The following is a 16,185-nucleotide window of genomic DNA, read 5'->3' as shown; positions in this document are numbered from 1 at the left end:
GAACTGCGCCCGCGTCCTTAGGTTAAGTGGTCGGTGAGGCTGTGGTGGAGAAGAGGAAAAGGGAGAAAACGCTCCAGCTTCCCCAGTCCCCTGCTGAGGGGTCATCCCTGCACAGTTCCATGAAAAAAGGGAAACCGCGTCCAAAGCAGCCGATCCATGACGCTTCTCAGAGGTGGACGCTTAAGACCGTGTTTCCCTTTTTTCATTCCACCTCGGCTGGTCCCCAAAGAGCTTCGCTTTTTTCTACCTTTTCCCAGGCCAGCTTTAACTCCTCCCCCGTCTTCCTTATTGTTTACCAAAGAACCGTTAGGGTGGGCCCTAACGGTTCTTTGTGCTTTAGCGGATATCCGAAAGATTGTATTCATAACCGTGCAAACCCTTGTAATACTCAGGGTACATTGGACTTCTGCACAACTCGCAGCCGAATTGCGGTGGCACTGTAGGATCTCCATCGTCCATTGCATCAAAGTCCCCTCAGATTTATACTTTCCGAAATTATAAAAAAGGAAGCGGTGAAACACCGCTTCCCAGCTTGTCGAAATCGCTACTGTAACGCAGGAGAAGACTGTTTCCAGGCGGAGCGACTGGCGAAATCCTACTAAGCGTAGCAACGAATTCAGGGGATCAGAAACGCAACCCATGAATAAGCAACAGAGCGCCGCGCCGTTTTGCGTTTCCCCCTGAATCGTTGCGGAGCGGACAGTTAAACTTCTGTGCAGGGTGTAGACCGGAGCATAGAATGGAAACAGTCTTCTCCTCACCGCAGCAAAGTCGCTCCTCCAAACGGTGAATCACCGCTTCCGCTCCTGGCGTTCCCATCGTCTCAAATATGGATAAGGGTCGAACGCCCAATCCGCGCCGCCTGTCTCTCGATACATTCCGTAGTGTAAATGCGGAGGAAACTTTCCGGCAGTACCAGGTCTGCCGTACCCGGAACTGCCAATATACCCTAACAATTGCCCTGGCTCAACAATGTCACCTGGTTTCAAGCCCTTCTTAAAAGAGGAGAGGTGTGCGAAATAATGGTAGACATTCCCCATATCCCGCATGCCAATTCTCCAGCCGCCATACCGGTTCCAACCGATGACTTCGATAACGCCATAAGCAGTGCTTAGAACGGGAGTGCCGTATCCTGCGAAAATATCCGTCCCTTCATGAATTCTCCGTCCCCCCCAGCCGCGTGCACTTCCCCATGTGCTGCGATAGCTGTATTCATAACGAGGGGGGATAGGAAAATGGCGTGCCTCCAATTGCAGGTGCTGATATTTTCCATACACCTGGGCAAACTGTCTGATCGTCTTGACGGAGCGATCTCGTTGGTAATAGGACCAAAGCCCGATTTGCCAATCATCATGTGAAAATCCGTACGCAGACAAATAGTGAATAAGAGAAGTTAGTGCATCTAGATCGTTGTTGCGATCGGCTTTCCCGTCACCATCGCCATCCATGCCCATGCCATCAAAAAATTGGATGGAAACCGGATTGGTGTCCTCCTCATCTGGATTAAAAACGCCACACCAACGTTCCCAAGGAATATCAATATCAGTTAGGCGAGATGAGGATTTCTCATTTTTAGCTTGTTTCTTACGTATTTTCATCGTCCGCTCGTATTGGTCAATGGCTGCCAAATAGGTCCACGGAATGCCGTATAACGACTCCATTCGCTGAAAAAGCTGCAGGCGTGCCTGCAAGAGCGGATCTCCCTTCGGTGCAGATGGAGCTGCCCATGCAACAGATTCCATTGGCGAAATAACAGCTGCCACACACAAGCTGATCTGAATGATTAGGCGGAAAACTCGCATTCCGTCTCCCTCCAGCCCAGATAGTCTCTTTTGTAGTTTCTGCTAGTAGGAGCAGTTTATCCAAGATACTTTTTGGTAGGACTCTTTTTCGCCCGGTTTTCACCCGTTTTGGTGTATGATGCAAGAAAAGAAATGAGCAAGACGGTTGAAAATGGAGGCAGGAACATGAAGCTGGTAATTCGTGCGGATAAGGCGTTTACAATACAAAGCCTGATGCAGCCACTTGGGCGCTTGGTAAAAAAAACAACTGTAGCAGGATTTACAAGCTCCGAGCAGGAGTGGGCGCGAATCAAGCAGTTAGCGGAGCCGTATCGGGTTTATTGCGACCAAAAAGAATGGGAGCGTGAAGAAGCCGCTCTGGCCACGCTATTATCAGTATGCCCAATTGCTCAAAACAGCTTGTCGCTATATATTCAAGAAGTTCCTGTACCCGGGGACCTGCCTTTGCCGATGCTTGCGCTCATGAAGGGAATGCTCATTCGAGAAATCGAGCCAAATCCATTGGAGTCGTCTCCGTTATTTTCGCCGTACGCCATGCTTTGGCTTCGGGAAGCAGGAGTAAAGCCATTGCGGACCTTAAGCGGCCACCTTCTTCACATTGAATACGGTGACGGACTCGCTATTCTTCAGTTCGAAGACGACTACAGGGAGGAGGAGATCCCTCTCTTTTTTGAGCAAAAAAACCATCAAGAAGAACACATTGATGAGGGCATGCTGCTTTTGCAAGTCAATTTGGACGATATCAGCCCGGAATGGCTTGCGTACGTGATGGAGCAATGCTTGAGTGCGGGTGCCAACGATGTACACTTTTTCCCAGTTACCATGAAAAAAAGCCGCCCCGGGACGATGATTCAGGTGATGTGTTACCAGAGTCAGGCGGAAGCTTTAAAAACGATCCTCTTTTCAGAAACAACTACTTTTGGGATACGCTCCTTCCCTGTGGCCTGTCATAGGTTGGCCCGGCGCTTTATCACCGTTCGTACCGAATGGGGAGAGGTCGTGGTGAAGCTGGGGTACCACCGTCAAAAGCGTGTGCAAATTGCCCCTGAATATGCAGTGTGTGCAAAGCTGGCAGAGAAAGCTGGCGTGCCGTTAAAAAGGGTATACCAGCATGCGATCAAAATAGCCGATGAGGAAAGTTCTGTAAATTTGGTGTAAACGAAGCAGGAATGAGATGGCACTTCAAAGAATTGGAAAATCGGAAGGCTCGCTTTCCGAAAACAAGTCATGAGGAGGCTGTCTGATGAGCAAAAAAGTGTTGATTGTAACAGGAGATGCAGTGGAGGCCCTGGAGGTTTTTTATCCGTACTACCGTTGTCTGGAAGAAGGGTTTGAAGCAGTCATTGCGGCACCTACTGTCAAAACGCTGCACACGGTTTGCCATGATTTTGAAGCACACAGCGCAACCTATACGGAAAAACCTGCTTATCAGCTCCCGGCCCATACTTCTTTTGCAGAGATTAATCCCGAGGCATTCGATGCCTTGATTATCCCCGGCGGACGTGCACCTGAACATATCAGGCTGAATGAGCATCTAAAGCCGATTGTGGCCCATTTCTTCGAGACAAATAAACCAGTAGCTGCGATTTGCCACGGCTCACAAGTGTTGACGATCGTCAAAGAACATCTGGAAGGCAGAGAAATGACAGCATACGTAGCATGCAAGCCTGATGTAGAAGCATGCGGAGCGATCTATCAGACGGATACACTGCACGTTGATGGAAATCTGGTTTCGGGACATGCGTGGCCGGACCTGCCTGGCTTCATGCGCGAGTTTTTGCGATTGCTGCGGTAATAAACGAAAAAGGCTAGGAATCCCGCCGATCGATATGTAAAGGTGCCATCGCTTTGCAGCTCTGCGTCAAATACATCGCCTCCCAGCGAAGCATGTTCATCATTACGATGTCCGTTGGGAGGTCTTTCTATGTTTTTGTGCCTTTTTTTCCTTACAGTTGACCAACCAGAAGACGCAGAACATTGGGTTGGTCAGGCAGATCGCGTGTGCCTGCCCCATAGCCGATTTTCTCTACAGTCATGGACGGAAGCGGGCCAAACTCGCGGACCAAAGCAGCAGCAACACCTGCTCCTGTCGGGGTGGTCAGCTCTTTTTGGATCGTTGTCCTGCGCAGGGGGATGCCAATCAGCATCTCCATGGTAGCGGGTGCCGGAACAGGGTAAAGACCATGATCACACCGGACGTAGCCGTTTCCTGTGGGGACATGGCCGGAGTAGAGCTCGTCAATTTCGAGTTCTTCCAGCCCGAGTGCAATCCCGACAACATCCACGATGGAGTCAAGGGCACCTACTTCATGAAAATGAACAGTCTCTACAGGGACATCATGAATTTTGGCCTCGGCTATCGCAATTTTTTCAAAGACGGCGAGAGCTCGGGACGTAACGCGCGGCGCTAGATTAGCTGCCTTGATCATCTCCACAATTTCTTTGTAGCCGCGATGAACGTGATCACTGCCGATGACCTTCAATTGTTTAAGCGGCGAAATGGGCGGCATGGATTCGTCGATTACATCCAGCTTCAGTGCACTTACCCCTGTCTTGACTACGCTTTTCCATTCAAGCCGAAATGCCCCGACAGGCAGCTTGCGCAGTTCTGCCTCGATTCGTTGGCGATCAGCTCCTGCATCTACCAAGGCTGCGAGGAGCATGTCCCCGCTTATTCCTGAAAAACAGTCCAGATACGCAATTCGCACAAGAAACACTCCTTCCAAGTGGCCAATTCTTCCTGTATCATTAAGGGAAAGTATGTTCGTCTACTTGCCAATTCTGTTCAAAGTGTATCATTGGACGGTTCTGTTTGTCATGGAGGAGTTGAAATCTGTTGCTGACATTTATACATACAGCGGACGTCCATCTCGACGCCCCGCTTCAGACCTTATCAGGATTATATGAGCTGCGCCAGGATGATTTTCGCCGAACGATGCGACGAATCCGTGATCTCGTGTTGGACAAGCAGGTGGATTTCTGGCTCATCGCTGGAGATTTGCTGGAGTATCACGGAGGCAGACGATCTACTGCACTATTTTTACGTGATCTGTTTGCCAGTCTTTCTCCTGTCCCTGTGTGCATTTCTCCGGGCAACCACGATCCATGGCGTCCGGATTCCTTTTATCAGACGCTGGATTGGCCTGGTAATGTATATTGGTTCACCCCGGAATGGGGCGCTTTTGAGTTTCCCGAAAAGTCATGTGTCGTCTATGGCTGGGGCTTTCCCCACCCGCACGTATACGATTCACCGCTGGCGACCTTCCCGGGCAAGCTCGGTGGCTATCAGTATCATCTGATGGTTTTGCATGCCAGCATTTTGAATACGGCCAAAGAAGAGCATCATCCGTACGCTCCTGTCACACTGCAAGAGCTGGCAAAAACCGAAATGAACTATGTGGCGCTCGGTCATATTCACAAGCCGTCCCAGTTTCTGCATCCGGAAAGGAAGCAGCCTTTTGCGGCCTACCCGGGCTCGCCAGAAGGGCTCACTACAAAAGAAGAGGGGCAACGGTGCGTTCTCTACGGTGAACTCGACGGAACAGGCAGGTTGACCCTTTCAGCGATTCCTGTCGAGCACCGGCAAATACGCAAACGTGAGATCGACCTCGGCGGAATCGAAACGATGGAACAACTGGAACGGCTCTTGGAAGTACAGCTAGCTAATGAAAATGATACAGATTTGCTGTACATTACCCTGACTGGGGAGCGGGCAGTCCATTTTGTACCTGCCACAGATGTTTTGCAACAGAGGTTTTCCCGTTTTTTTCTCATTCAGTTTCACGACGAGTCGTGGCCCGATGTGGATGCAGATAAGCTCATTGCAGACGGCGGAGTATGGGGCAGATGGCTTGGAAAGCTGGATGAATGGGAGATGCAGGCTACCGATGAGGTGGAGCGGGAAAAAGTCAGGCTGGCACGCAAGGAAGCACTCGCCCGAATTGGAGGGAGCATCCGATGAGGATTGACGAAATCCAGTTGAAAGGCTTTGGCAAATGGCAGAATGCCTCATTTCGCTTCGCCCCTGGCATCAATGTACTTGAGGCGCCGAATGAAGCTGGGAAATCCACGCTGCTGCAAGGAATATTCGCAGCACTGTACGGTATGAAGCGCGATTATGTCAAATCGGCACGCTATTTGCCCGAGTACGAAAAATACCGCCCGTGGCACCTGGGCGATTATGAAACGATCATTACCTATCAGCTAGCGGGCAAAGCCTACCGTCTACATCGCTGCTTGAACAAAGAACGAGAGCAGGCACGGATCTTTTTGGACCCGGAATGGGCGGAGTTGACAGATATTTATTTCGAGGACCGGCGCAAAGAACGCCCTTTTATCGAGAAACATCTGGGCCTTACGCGTAGTCTGTTTACGGATATCACTTGGATCAGACGAGAGCCGTTGTCAGCAGCAGAACACCTCATGCCTTCTTTGACCAGCACAGAGGAAGCCAACCCGGCCGTTATGAAAATATTGGCTGAGTTGGACCGAGACCTGACAAGCATCGGGAAAAAAGAACGGGCGGAAAATACGTTGCTTGGGAAAGCAGCTGCTTTGGCGGCGGGAAAAGAGCAGGAGCTGGCGAATGCAGAAGCCGCGTGGAAGGTAATCAGCGGGCGGGCGCAGCAAATTGCAGAATGGGAAGCGGAACGTACCGAACAGGAACAACTGCGCAGCCGGCTGTTGCAGCGACGAGAGCGGTGGAACGAACAAGAACAGATGTGGCAAGAGCGTTGGCAGAAAAGCTACAAGCCTCTCGCTGGACAAAAGTGGGAGTGGTGGGAGCAAACTGCGAGCTCTCAGGAGGAACGCCTGGTTCATCGAGAGGCGCAAAGCGCGCTGTCTGACCTGCTGACATCGACATTGGATGTAGAAGAAACGCTATTACCGATAGGCGGAGAGGGCGACCTGGATCGCTTGCAAATCGATTATGAAAGAGGAATGCGGCTACGCAAGCGCTGGGAAGAATGTCATCTGGAGCTGGCAAGTATGGCCACCGCAGCGATTTCAGGGTCCCGACGACAAGACCGATCGTATAAAGAAGGCAATCTGAAAAAACAACGACGGGGAAAAGCTTTGTTATGGGGGACGGCAGGAGTATTTTTACTGCTTGCAATGATTGCATTCCTGGCAGGGCATAGTGTCATGGGAGGGATTGCACTAGGCGTAGCAATACTCTTTTCAGTGACGTCTCTGACGATTTATCGTGGAAAAGAAAACGAACAAAGATCAGCAATGGCCAGCGGGAGTGTGCCGCAAGCACATTGGCAGCAACTGCAAGAGGAAGTCGGTCGTCTCGACGAGGAGCTTTTGCAATTGGTGCATCGCTGGGAAACAGCAGATTGGGATGCCTTTTTAAAAAAGAGAGAGGTCCAGCAAAACAGCGCACGCTCCCAAGAATCCAAGCAATTGACTGCCGAAGTGAATCGCAAGGAGCAAGAAGTGCAACTAACGACTCGGTGGGGAGAGTCGCTGCGCATGTGTCTGGAGCAGGAGAAAGCGATTAGAGGAAGGGAACGCGTTTCTTGGCAAAAAGAGCTCTTGCAAACAGAGGAGCGGTTGCAGGAATTGCGAGAACAGATCGCCCGCGCAAATGGGCAAATAGGAGCGCATGAAACCGTTTCGGTGGCCAAAGCTAGAGGGGACCATGAGGAGGCGGTAGCTGGGCTGCGCCAATTGCAAATGAAGCGTGATGCCCTGCAATTGGCTCGTGACACGTTACAGGAGGCGTTGGCGGAATGGAATCGTGATGTTTCTCCTGCGGTGAATCAGCAGGCGTCAGAGGCTTTTGCTCATATTACAGGAGGGGCGTACCTGGATGTCAGGCTGGATCCGCGCGAAGGCTTTGCCGTTCGCTTGCTTGAACCGTCCAAGCAGTTGGTGCTGGAACAAGAGCAATGCTCGACTGGTACGCAGGATCAGCTTTATTTTGCACAAAGGCTGGCCCTTTTGCATCATGTCAGCAAACAGACAGAACCTTTACCGCTTTTTTTCGATGATCATTTTGTTCATTATGATCAAGAACGGTTGCGGCGAGCCTTGGAGTATGTTGTGATGCTTTCCGAGGAGCAGCAAATTTTCCTGTTTACATGCCAAGATAGGGAGCTTCGGTTACTGGAGCCGCTAATCGGCAAGTCAGGCCGGCATAGGGTGCATCAGCTAGGTGAAATGTGCGAGTGAAAGGAAAGAGGTTGCCCCTCTTATATCCAACCTCTATAATGGAGATTGACCAAGTCTAGACCCATGTCTAGACAACAGATGAGGAGTGGGCCCCATGACGCAACGCAAGCCAGAGTGGCTCAAGATTAACCTTGTATCAGGATCAGAACTAGCCAGTTTTAAAGAGCTGAAGCAAACGATGCGCAGCAAAACACTGCACACGGTTTGTGAAGAGGCCAAATGCCCCAATATTCATGAATGCTGGGCCAGTGGTACTGCCACCTTCATGATTTTGGGTGATATATGTACCCGCGCCTGTCGTTTCTGTGCCGTAAAAACCGGGCTTCCCACTGAGTTAGACGTGGCAGAACCGGAACGTGTAGCGGAAGCGGCGGAACAAATGCGATTGAAGCACGTTGTTGTGACGTCTGTCGCTCGCGATGATTTAGCAGACGGAGGAGCTCAAATTTTTGCCGAGACGATCAAGGCGATTCGTCGCAAACTGCCACTCGCGTCTGTAGAAGTACTGATTCCTGATTTTATGGGAAATTGGGATGCGCTTAAAGTCGTGATGGATGCTCGTCCTGATGTACTCAATCACAATATTGAAGCCGTCCGCCGTTTGTCTGATCGCGTACGTGCGCGCGCCAAGTATGATCGGACACTGGAACTTTTGAAAAAGGCGAAAGAATTCCAGCCTCATATTCCAACAAAGTCGAGCTTGATGATCGGAGTAGGCGAGACTATTGAGGAAGTATTGGAAACGATGGATGATTTGCGTTCCGTTGATGTGAATATCATGACGATCGGTCAGTACTTACAGCCAACGAAAAAGCATTTGAAGGTGGAAAACTTCTACCATCCAGACGAGTTTGCCAAGCTGAAGGAAGAGGGCATGAAACGAGGCTTTAGCCATGTGGAAGCAGGACCGCTCGTGCGCAGCTCATACCATGCTCATGAACAGGCGAATGCTGCGAAGGAAACCATCGCACAGGCACAATAGCATACGACATATGGAAACCCCCACCTGCGGCAGGCGCTCACAGGCGGGGGTTGCTGTTTCTTTTTTAAAACTAGCGGCTGGTTGTACCCATATTGGCTTTCGTCATGGTTTTAGAGGGGGTCGCACCATGAGCTTTTGTTCGTACTTGTTCACTGTCCGTCGTACCGCCCATACGCTTGATCAGCGTGTTAATGCTGGTAGTATCTTCTGTGCGGGCAGTATGAACATTGGTGGAACGGCTAGCGACGCGTGCAATTTCCTGAATGTCATTTTGATTGTCGGTCACGTACACTTTGTAGTAGCGTGGTGACACCGACATCGCATTCATTTTTGCTTGATGCTTTGCTGTGCGAGCATCGGCCCCATTAGTGTTCAACCCAACGAAGATTTCTTCATCGGTTACAAGGACTGTGGAACGTTGAACGCCAGGGCAGCTAGCAGTGACATTTCCGACAGCCTGAGCCAGTGCGTTCCGATCTACATAAACGTGACTAGCGTTTGCGGTATGCACATGTTGACGATCGGTCTGGACATAGCCCATTCGCGGCATGCCGGTTTGCATAACACCGGCTCCACCACGGTTCCACGCATTGTTTTGATAAATGGAATGGGTCCTGGTTTGCGTCCCAGGTGCGGTGCTGAGGGTACCTGCATTTCCGGTTCCATCAGGGAAGGCATGGTACGGACGCACTCCGCTGGTGTAGGCGTTGTAGTTGTTGACATTGGTGTTGGTCTTAGGGTACATGCCATCCGTAGCGCCAGGTGCCTTGTTCATCCCAATGCCATTGCGTACATGGAGACCGTCGAAGTTCCGAGTGTGCATTCCATCCACGCCTGCCGGACGCATTCCGTCATAGCTTCGCGTGTGAATACCATCCACGCCTGCCGGGCGCATTCCGTCATAGCTTCGCGTGTGAATTCCATCCACGTCTGTTCGGCGCACTCCGTCGTAGTTTCGGATGTGCAGGCCATCAATGTTTGTTACTCGAGGCGCTGCTTGATTCGTCGTGGCTTTGTTCGGATGCGTATAGTTCGGCGCGGCGTTGTTCGCACAAGCAGAAGCCAAGAGCGCAATGCCTGCAATTGCAGGATACAACCATGTCTTTTTCAATGATAACACCCCCTACACGATAGAATGTCCAAGGGAGTGTAGCTGTTTTCGTGGGAATTTTATCTCTTGCTTCTTGAAATATGGTAAGATGGACAAAAGTTTACATGTGTAAGGAGGAAGCGGACTTGATTCGCACGCAAGCCGGTACATATGAAGTCATGGAAGAAAATCGCGACGGCTGGAATCCGGAAGCCTTCAAGGAGCGCTACAGCGATATCCTCGATAAATACGATTATATCGTAGGTGATTGGGGATATGGTCAGCTTCGTCTCCGGGGATTTTATACAGACGTCAATCGCAAAGTACCGTTCGAGCAGCGAATCGCCGCTTTGGATGAGTACCTGCATGAATTCTGCAATTTTGGCTGTCCCTATTTTGTATTGCGCAAAATCAAGTCCTCTTTGGGACCAGATGATAACCAAGCGATTCAGGACGATTCCGGATATGACCTGGTTATTGATCTGCGACAAGAAACGACGCGCGAAGATGGCTCGCCTTCGAATGGAGAACGCAAAGAACGCAAGCGTTTCCAACCGCGACAGAACAAGCCGGATCGATCGGACAAAAACAATGGCTCTGGTGAGCGTTCTGGCCAAGGACGAAACGAGCGGTCAGACAAGCCTAAATTCAATAAGGATAAACCTGAAAAGAACGGCCGGGATGCAGGCAAGGATCGCCGCCCTAACCATAATCATGCACGCCCCAATCGGGAAAGGGATAAGGTGTCGAGTGGCCCTATTCAGCCGAAACGAGAGCCGTAAAAATAAGAGCCGTAAAATGAGAAACAGCCCCCCTTTAATGAGGAGGCTGTTTCTTTCTGTTTTATGCAAGCAAAACCCCGTGAGCGTGGGTATGGTTAGAAGCCACCGTACCCACCACCGTACCCACCACCGTACCCACCACCGTACCCACCATAAGGGGGATACGGATAAGCCTGATAAGGGTAATAAGGGGGGGGATACGGATAGGGATACGGAGGATAGTAAGGGCTAGGAACCGGGATGATAATCGGGAAGACAATTTCATCGTGCCTTCTTCGAAAAAAGACGGGATGCGCCTGATCTTCTGGGATGTTTTGATATTCCTGCTCATTTACAAAATGCTGCTCTTCTGGGTGTGTAAATTGTTCACCGTGATAAGGTTGCATCGTGCGACTGCACTCCTCTCGTTGTCTGTATGTGCAGTAGCAGTATACGAGGCATTCGCCCTGATGGAGCATTGTCCGGGTGGAAATGGGCAGGTGTCCATAAGCATCATAAAAGTCGTTTGAAAAAAATTTATAATTGTAATCGTTAGAATATTTTGCTTTATTGATTAACGTAGGTTTTGGTTAAAAATGAAAATGTGTTTTCATCTAGTGGAAACACATAAAAGGATGATTATGTGATGGATGGCACTTCTAAGGTCAGGGCAGTTGACAGGGCATTCGAGCCTGTTGCTGCGCTAGACGTATCCATCCAATCTCAAATCATTAATCTGCTGGAAGACTTGCAGACAGAATTCAAAATGTTCTATTTGTTCATCGCGCATGATCTGGGTGTTGTTCGGCATATCAGCAAGCGGATAGGCGTGATGTATTTAGGCAATATCGTGGAAACGGCAGTAGCAGACGAGCTGTTTGCCAACCCAAAGCACCCATACACACAAGCTTTGCTTTCCTCGATCCCGGCCCAGCATCCGAGGCTCAAGCGAAAAAAGATTGTGCTCAAAGGCGATCCTCCCAGCCCGACTAATCCGCCTGCGGGATGTAAATTCCATACGCGATGTCCATTTGCGGAGGCGAAATGCAAAGAGGTGGTTCCTGCGCTCCAAGGTACTTCTGATCACCTTGTCGCCTGTCATATGGCGTAAAAGATCACAAAAAAAACGCCCGTCCGGCTAAGAAGCCTTTTGAGACGGGCATTTTTATGGAAAAATACACGAGAAGAGCTTTTTAAATCACCGTCTCCAGAAAAGACTTTAATTCTTCTGCCTCTTGCTCGTTTAAGTTAAACGCGAATTCCAGATAGCCTTCTTCCTCCAGATCATCGTGACCAATGATAGCCGAACGGCCATTCTGAATGTTGATGACCAGTTTCTTGCCATAAAAACGGTTGGTCGTCGTGATAGCCAGATCAAAGCGGGTGGATTCGGCCATGAAGCTTACGAATCGGGTCTTGGTGTCCTCTGGCTCGTCGTACAAATAAAACAAATCGTGGGCCATATGTTTCCCTCTACTTCCATAAGAGATTAGGTTTGTGTTCTACATTGTGCAGGGCACGAACAAAGCGAATCGTTTTCGTTTGCGCGCGCATGACGATGGAATGTGTTTCCACCATGTCGTCTCCCAGATAACGGACGCCTTGCAAGAGTTCGCCGTCTGATACACCGGTTGCGGCAAAAATGGCGTCGTCTCCTTTGACCAAGTCATTCAAGGTCAGGAGCTGGTCTGGATTTTCGAGTCCCATTTTGATGCAGCGTTCCCGTTCCTGTTCGTTTTGCGGCTTGAGCTTGGCTTGCATGTCGCCACCCAGACACTTGATCGCTGCTGCACTGATGACGCCCTCTGGAGCACCACCGATGCCCAGGAACAGGTCAATCCCGGTATGCGGCAGACAAGCAGCAATTGCAGCGCCTACATCGCCATCGCCAAAAAGCTTGACGCGCGCTCCTTTTTCCCGAATGGTATCAATGATCTCCTGGTGGCGTTCTCGCTCTTGAATAATGACAGTTACATCTTGTATGCGTTTGTTGTTGGCTTTCGCTACAACATCTATCATTTTATCTACGGGATCGTAAAGGTTGATTTTTCCGGCAGCACGTTTGCCAACTGCCATTTTCATCATGTACATGTCAGGTGCATGGAGCAAGGTTCCCCGATCACCGATCGCAATAACCGACATGGCATTGTTGTGGCCCTTGGCAACGATGGTCGTTCCCTCCAAAGGATCCACAGCCACGTCTACCTCTGGTCCGCCTGCTTCCGCATTGCCGAGCTTTTCACCTATATAGAGCATAGGAGCTTCATCCAGTTCGCCTTCGCCAATGACGACTGTGCCCCTCATGTTAATCGTGTCAAACATGGCGCGCATGGCGCTAGTAGCTGCTCCGTCTGCTTCATTCTTCTTTCCTCGTCCCATCCAGTGAGAAGAGGCAAGTGCAGCCATTTCCGTTACACGCACAATTTCTAGTGCCAGTTCGCGTTCCACAGTTGTGTTCCTCCCTTATGCCGGCAAAAAGTTCACTTTTCCTATTGTATCATAAAGTACAAGCTGTCGCGTTTGCCCGTACAAATTTGGTATACTGATGGATGAAAAGAGGTGAGTCCCGTGAACAATTCCTATTTGCAGGAAGGGGAATTGGTGCTTCTCGTCCTGGTGCTAACTTTTGTGTTTACCATATATTACGCAAAGCGCAAAGCAAAAAAGCGAAAATAAGGAGAATTCCATGTACGACGTGAATACAAAGCGAATCGACCAAGTATTGGCACATATGAATCTTATGCTTGATTTGTTGGATAAGCTAAAGGAACGGGGAGCGGAAGCGGTCTTGACGGACGAAGTCGCTGCCCTCGCGATGGAGCGAGCCCTGCACTTGTCCATCGAGGGAATCGTTGACGTGGGGAACGCATTGATCGACGGCTTTATTATGCGAGATCCCGGCAGCTACAGTGATGTGGTAGAGATTTTGCGTGATGAACAGGTCATTACCGATGAACAGGCAGTGATCCTGACTCGAGTCACCGAGTTCCGCAAGCACCTGGTGAATGACTATACGAATGTCCCAGCAGCTGAGATGTTTTCATTGGTAACAGTTGCGGTACCTGCACTACGTCAGTTCGATCCGCAAGTTCGGGCGTTTTTGAAAAAGGAACTCTTCTAGAAAAATGAGGATGCGGATTTTTTATACAAAACACTATCATTTGTTTACTAAGGCGTCCCGATCCGCTACAATAAGGAGAAAGGACGGTGATACGTATGACAAACGAAGGAACGTCCACTCGTGACCAAATCCTGCACATGCTCAAGGTGAAAGGCTCGCTCTCTGTCAGCGACATGGCCGTCGAGCTGGGGATTACGGAAATGGCTGTAAGACGCCACCTGAATACCCTGGAAAGGGATAATTTAATCAAGTCTACGCTTGTTCGACAAGCGATGGGACGTCCAACGAATGTATATTCCTTGTCGCAGGAGGCAGATGAGCTGTTTCCGCGCAATTATTCTCATTTAACGCTAGATTTTTTGCAGGATCTGAAGGACATCGACGGTGTAGGGAAAGTAGAGATGCTCTTTCGCCGCCGTGAGAATCGTCTGGAAGAAACGTACCGCACTCATATGCAAGGAGACTTGGAAGAGCGCGTAGCCAAGCTGGCTGAACTGCAAAACGATAAAGGCTATATGGTGGAATGGGAAAAGGAAGCGGATGGAGAAGGGTATCGGATCCAGGAGTTTAACTGCCCCATCTCCCAGGTAGCCCGCGAATTCAATCAGGCATGCAGCTGTGAGCTCTCTTTGTTCCGCCGCGTGTTACAAGCGGATGTGGAGCAGACCTCTTGTATGGCCAAGGGTGGAGAGAAATGCGTCTTTGAAATTAAAGAGGCAAAATAAAGAAAGAAAGCAGGAAGCGGGATAAGACCGTTTCCTGCTTTTTTCTTTGAGGGCAACATGTTTTTTTCTAAGCGGACGAGCATGTTCGCTTCATATGGTTTACACTTTCACTAAAGGGCTTGGACCAACGAATTGTCTTTGCTATAGATGCTGTCATCTTGGCGTTACGTTTTACTAGATGGAGGACTGGATAACATGAAACGATATAAAGGCTACTTGCTTGATCTGGACGGTACCATTTACAGGGGAGGGGAAGCGATCCCGGGAGCTGGCGAGTTCGTCACTTATTTGAAAAAGCAGCAGATTCCGTACTTGTTCCTGACGAATAATTCAGCTGCCTCGCCTCTTTTGGTCGCTGAAAGATTGCAAGCGATGGGTATTGAGGCAGAGGAAAAGGATGTGTATACGTCGAGCATGGCAACCGCCACGTACCTCAAAGAGCAGGCCCCGGCTGGAACCCGTGTTTATGTAGTTGGGGAGGACGGATTGCGCGAACAATTGCAAACGGCTGGCTATACGATAACGGAGGAAGCTCCACGCTATGTTATTTGCGGGATCGACCGCTCCTTTTCCTATGAAAAGCTGACGATTGCGGCTCGTGCCATCCGGGCGGGAGCTACGCTACTGGCGACAAATGCAGATGCTGCCTTGCCCACAGAAGAGGGGCTGTTCCCTGGAAATGGATCACTCGTAGCTGCAGTTAGTGTTGCAGCGGCGACCAAACCGATCGTGATCGGCAAGCCGGAGTCTATCATCGTCCGGTATGCACTGGAGAGACTTGGCACACAGGAAACAGACACATTGATCGTTGGTGACAATCTCTACACGGATATCGAGGCAGGGGCAAACAGTGGCTTGGACAGCCTCTTGGTATTAACCGGGTATTCCACGCGTGAGGAAGCGGCAAACCACCTGGTAAAACCTACACATATTGCAGATGATTTAGCCGAGTGGCGGCTTCGGCTAACCATCTAGACATTCCTCTTTCTGCTTTTGGCGATGAGCAATGCGGCTGGAGGCGGCAGCGGCGACGGCTCCGACCAGATCGTCGAGAAACGTATGGACGCCAGCGCTTTTGTCGTTTAACGCTTTTAGCTTGCCGTGCTTCAGCTTGTCAACATAACCGAAATTGGTAAATCCAATGCTGCCGTACAAATTAACGATGGCTAGAGCAAGCACCTCATCTACACCGTAGAGCGGCTCGTCTGTTTCGATAATAGTCTGGAGCGGAGGCAGCAATTTCTTTTCCTCGGCGAGGATGTCGAGCTGGATGCCAGTGAGCAGCGCATTTTGGACCTCTCGTTTTTTCAGAACGGCTTCCACACTTTCCAGGCATAGCTCCATCGTCAAATCAGGGACGTATTCCGTCTGGAGAAAATGAACGATTTCCGCGATGTCGTCCAAGCTGACCCCGCGTTTGTTTAAAAGCTCAATGACAACGTCAAGGCATGAATCGCTATTTAGCGGGTGTTCGCCCATGTGTATTCTTTCCTCCCATCTGGCGGTAATCTCTAGTTGCAAAAA

General features: G+C 50.1%; 16 protein-coding genes and 1 pseudogene. 10 read left to right on the top strand and 7 right to left on the bottom strand.

Going from position 1 to position 16,185, the window contains the following annotated elements; translation table 11 throughout:
* Nucleotides 1–791 precede the first annotated feature (791 nt).
* The gene (locus ACIFQN_RS27370) at nucleotides 792–1,802 is read right to left on the bottom strand and encodes a M23 family metallopeptidase (protein WP_429836198.1); all 1,011 of its coding nucleotides are present in this window, start codon (nucleotides 1,800–1,802) and stop codon (nucleotides 792–794) included.
* Nucleotides 1,803–1,967: 165 nt separating this feature from the next.
* On the opposite strand from ACIFQN_RS27370, the gene larC reads away from it, so the two are divergent.
* Both larC and ACIFQN_RS27360 read left to right on the top strand, forming a co-directional pair.
* Nucleotides 1,968–2,960, top strand: a complete 993-nt coding sequence (larC, locus tag ACIFQN_RS27365) for a nickel insertion protein (RefSeq protein ID WP_429836197.1) — start codon at nucleotides 1,968–1,970, stop codon at nucleotides 2,958–2,960.
* A gap of 85 nt (nucleotides 2,961–3,045) precedes the next feature.
* Nucleotides 3,046–3,597: a DJ-1/PfpI family protein gene (locus ACIFQN_RS27360; protein ID WP_429836196.1), complete on the top strand. Its 552-nt coding sequence runs from the start codon at nucleotides 3,046–3,048 to the stop codon at nucleotides 3,595–3,597.
* A gap of 151 nt (nucleotides 3,598–3,748) precedes the next feature.
* Here ACIFQN_RS27360 and ACIFQN_RS27355 read toward each other — a convergent pair whose 3' ends face one another.
* On the bottom strand, nucleotides 3,749–4,510 hold the full coding sequence (locus tag ACIFQN_RS27355) for a LarC family nickel insertion protein (protein WP_429836195.1): 762 nt from the start codon (nucleotides 4,508–4,510) through the stop codon (nucleotides 3,749–3,751).
* Between the two features lie 128 nt (nucleotides 4,511–4,638).
* Between ACIFQN_RS27355 and ACIFQN_RS27350 the strand changes: the two genes are divergently transcribed.
* The 3 genes from ACIFQN_RS27350 to lipA all read left to right on the top strand — a co-directional run bounded on the left by ACIFQN_RS27350 (nucleotide 4,639) and on the right by lipA (nucleotide 8,964).
* Nucleotides 4,639–5,763 (top strand): metallophosphoesterase family protein, encoded by a 1,125-nt coding sequence (locus tag ACIFQN_RS27350; protein ID WP_429836194.1) that lies wholly within the window; start codon nucleotides 4,639–4,641, stop codon nucleotides 5,761–5,763.
* Nucleotides 5,760–7,982 (top strand): ATP-binding protein, encoded by a 2,223-nt coding sequence (locus tag ACIFQN_RS27345; protein WP_429836193.1) that lies wholly within the window; start codon nucleotides 5,760–5,762, stop codon nucleotides 7,980–7,982. The genes ACIFQN_RS27350 and ACIFQN_RS27345 overlap by 4 nt, the downstream gene beginning before the upstream one ends.
* 94 nt (nucleotides 7,983–8,076) lie before the next feature.
* Nucleotides 8,077–8,964, top strand: a complete 888-nt coding sequence (gene lipA, locus ACIFQN_RS27340) for a lipoyl synthase (protein ID WP_429836192.1) — start codon at nucleotides 8,077–8,079, stop codon at nucleotides 8,962–8,964.
* A 70-nt stretch (nucleotides 8,965–9,034) separates the two neighbouring features.
* Here lipA and ACIFQN_RS27335 read toward each other — a convergent pair whose 3' ends face one another.
* Nucleotides 9,035–10,075: a YhcN/YlaJ family sporulation lipoprotein gene (locus tag ACIFQN_RS27335; protein WP_429836191.1), complete on the bottom strand. Its 1,041-nt coding sequence runs from the start codon at nucleotides 10,073–10,075 to the stop codon at nucleotides 9,035–9,037.
* A 125-nt stretch (nucleotides 10,076–10,200) separates the two neighbouring features.
* On the opposite strand from ACIFQN_RS27335, the gene ACIFQN_RS27330 reads away from it, so the two are divergent.
* Entirely contained in the window at nucleotides 10,201–10,836 is a 636-nt protein-coding gene (locus ACIFQN_RS27330; RefSeq protein ID WP_429836190.1) for a YutD-like domain-containing protein, read from the top strand.
* A gap of 95 nt (nucleotides 10,837–10,931) precedes the next feature.
* On the opposite strand, the gene ACIFQN_RS27325 is transcribed toward ACIFQN_RS27330, so the two are convergent.
* A complete protein-coding gene (locus ACIFQN_RS27325) occupies nucleotides 10,932–11,222 on the bottom strand; it encodes a hypothetical protein (protein WP_429836189.1) in 291 nt (96 codons plus the stop codon).
* 275 nt (nucleotides 11,223–11,497) lie between these two features.
* Between ACIFQN_RS27325 and ACIFQN_RS27320 the strand changes: the two are divergent.
* Nucleotides 11,498–11,926 (top strand): annotated as a pseudogene (locus ACIFQN_RS27320) (oligopeptide/dipeptide ABC transporter ATP-binding protein); the annotation flags it as partial.
* Nucleotides 11,927–12,008: 82 nt separating this feature from the next.
* Here the strand turns inward: ACIFQN_RS27320 and ACIFQN_RS27315 are convergent.
* A complete protein-coding gene (locus ACIFQN_RS27315) occupies nucleotides 12,009–12,278 on the bottom strand; it encodes a DUF3055 domain-containing protein (protein ID WP_049741616.1) in 270 nt (89 codons plus the stop codon).
* A gap of 10 nt (nucleotides 12,279–12,288) precedes the next feature.
* Complete coding sequence (gene glpX / locus ACIFQN_RS27310) at nucleotides 12,289–13,263, bottom strand: class II fructose-bisphosphatase (protein ID WP_429836188.1); 975 nt, start codon at nucleotides 13,261–13,263, stop codon at nucleotides 12,289–12,291.
* A 238-nt stretch (nucleotides 13,264–13,501) separates the two neighbouring features.
* Between glpX and ACIFQN_RS27305 the strand changes: the two genes are divergently transcribed.
* The 3 genes from ACIFQN_RS27305 to ACIFQN_RS27295 all read left to right on the top strand — a co-directional run bounded on the left by ACIFQN_RS27305 (nucleotide 13,502) and on the right by ACIFQN_RS27295 (nucleotide 15,636).
* Nucleotides 13,502–13,936, top strand: a complete 435-nt coding sequence (locus tag ACIFQN_RS27305; protein ID WP_429836187.1) for a DUF86 domain-containing protein — start codon at nucleotides 13,502–13,504, stop codon at nucleotides 13,934–13,936.
* Nucleotides 13,937–14,031: 95 nt separating this feature from the next.
* Complete coding sequence (locus tag ACIFQN_RS27300) at nucleotides 14,032–14,661, top strand: helix-turn-helix transcriptional regulator (RefSeq protein WP_429836205.1); 630 nt, start codon at nucleotides 14,032–14,034, stop codon at nucleotides 14,659–14,661.
* Nucleotides 14,662–14,856: 195 nt separating this feature from the next.
* The gene (locus ACIFQN_RS27295) at nucleotides 14,857–15,636 is read left to right on the top strand and encodes a TIGR01457 family HAD-type hydrolase (RefSeq protein WP_429836186.1); all 780 of its coding nucleotides are present in this window, start codon (nucleotides 14,857–14,859) and stop codon (nucleotides 15,634–15,636) included.
* On the opposite strand, the gene ACIFQN_RS27290 is transcribed toward ACIFQN_RS27295, so the two are convergent.
* Complete coding sequence (locus ACIFQN_RS27290; protein ID WP_429836185.1) at nucleotides 15,625–16,140, bottom strand: phosphatidylglycerophosphatase A family protein; 516 nt, start codon at nucleotides 16,138–16,140, stop codon at nucleotides 15,625–15,627. The genes ACIFQN_RS27295 and ACIFQN_RS27290 overlap by 12 nt on opposite strands.
* Nucleotides 16,141–16,185 lie beyond the last annotated feature (45 nt).

This window comes from Brevibacillus sp. NRS-1366, assembly GCF_050467985.1.
Note: the sequence above shows the minus strand (reverse complement) of the source record. Positions and strands in the feature narration are given on the sequence as shown.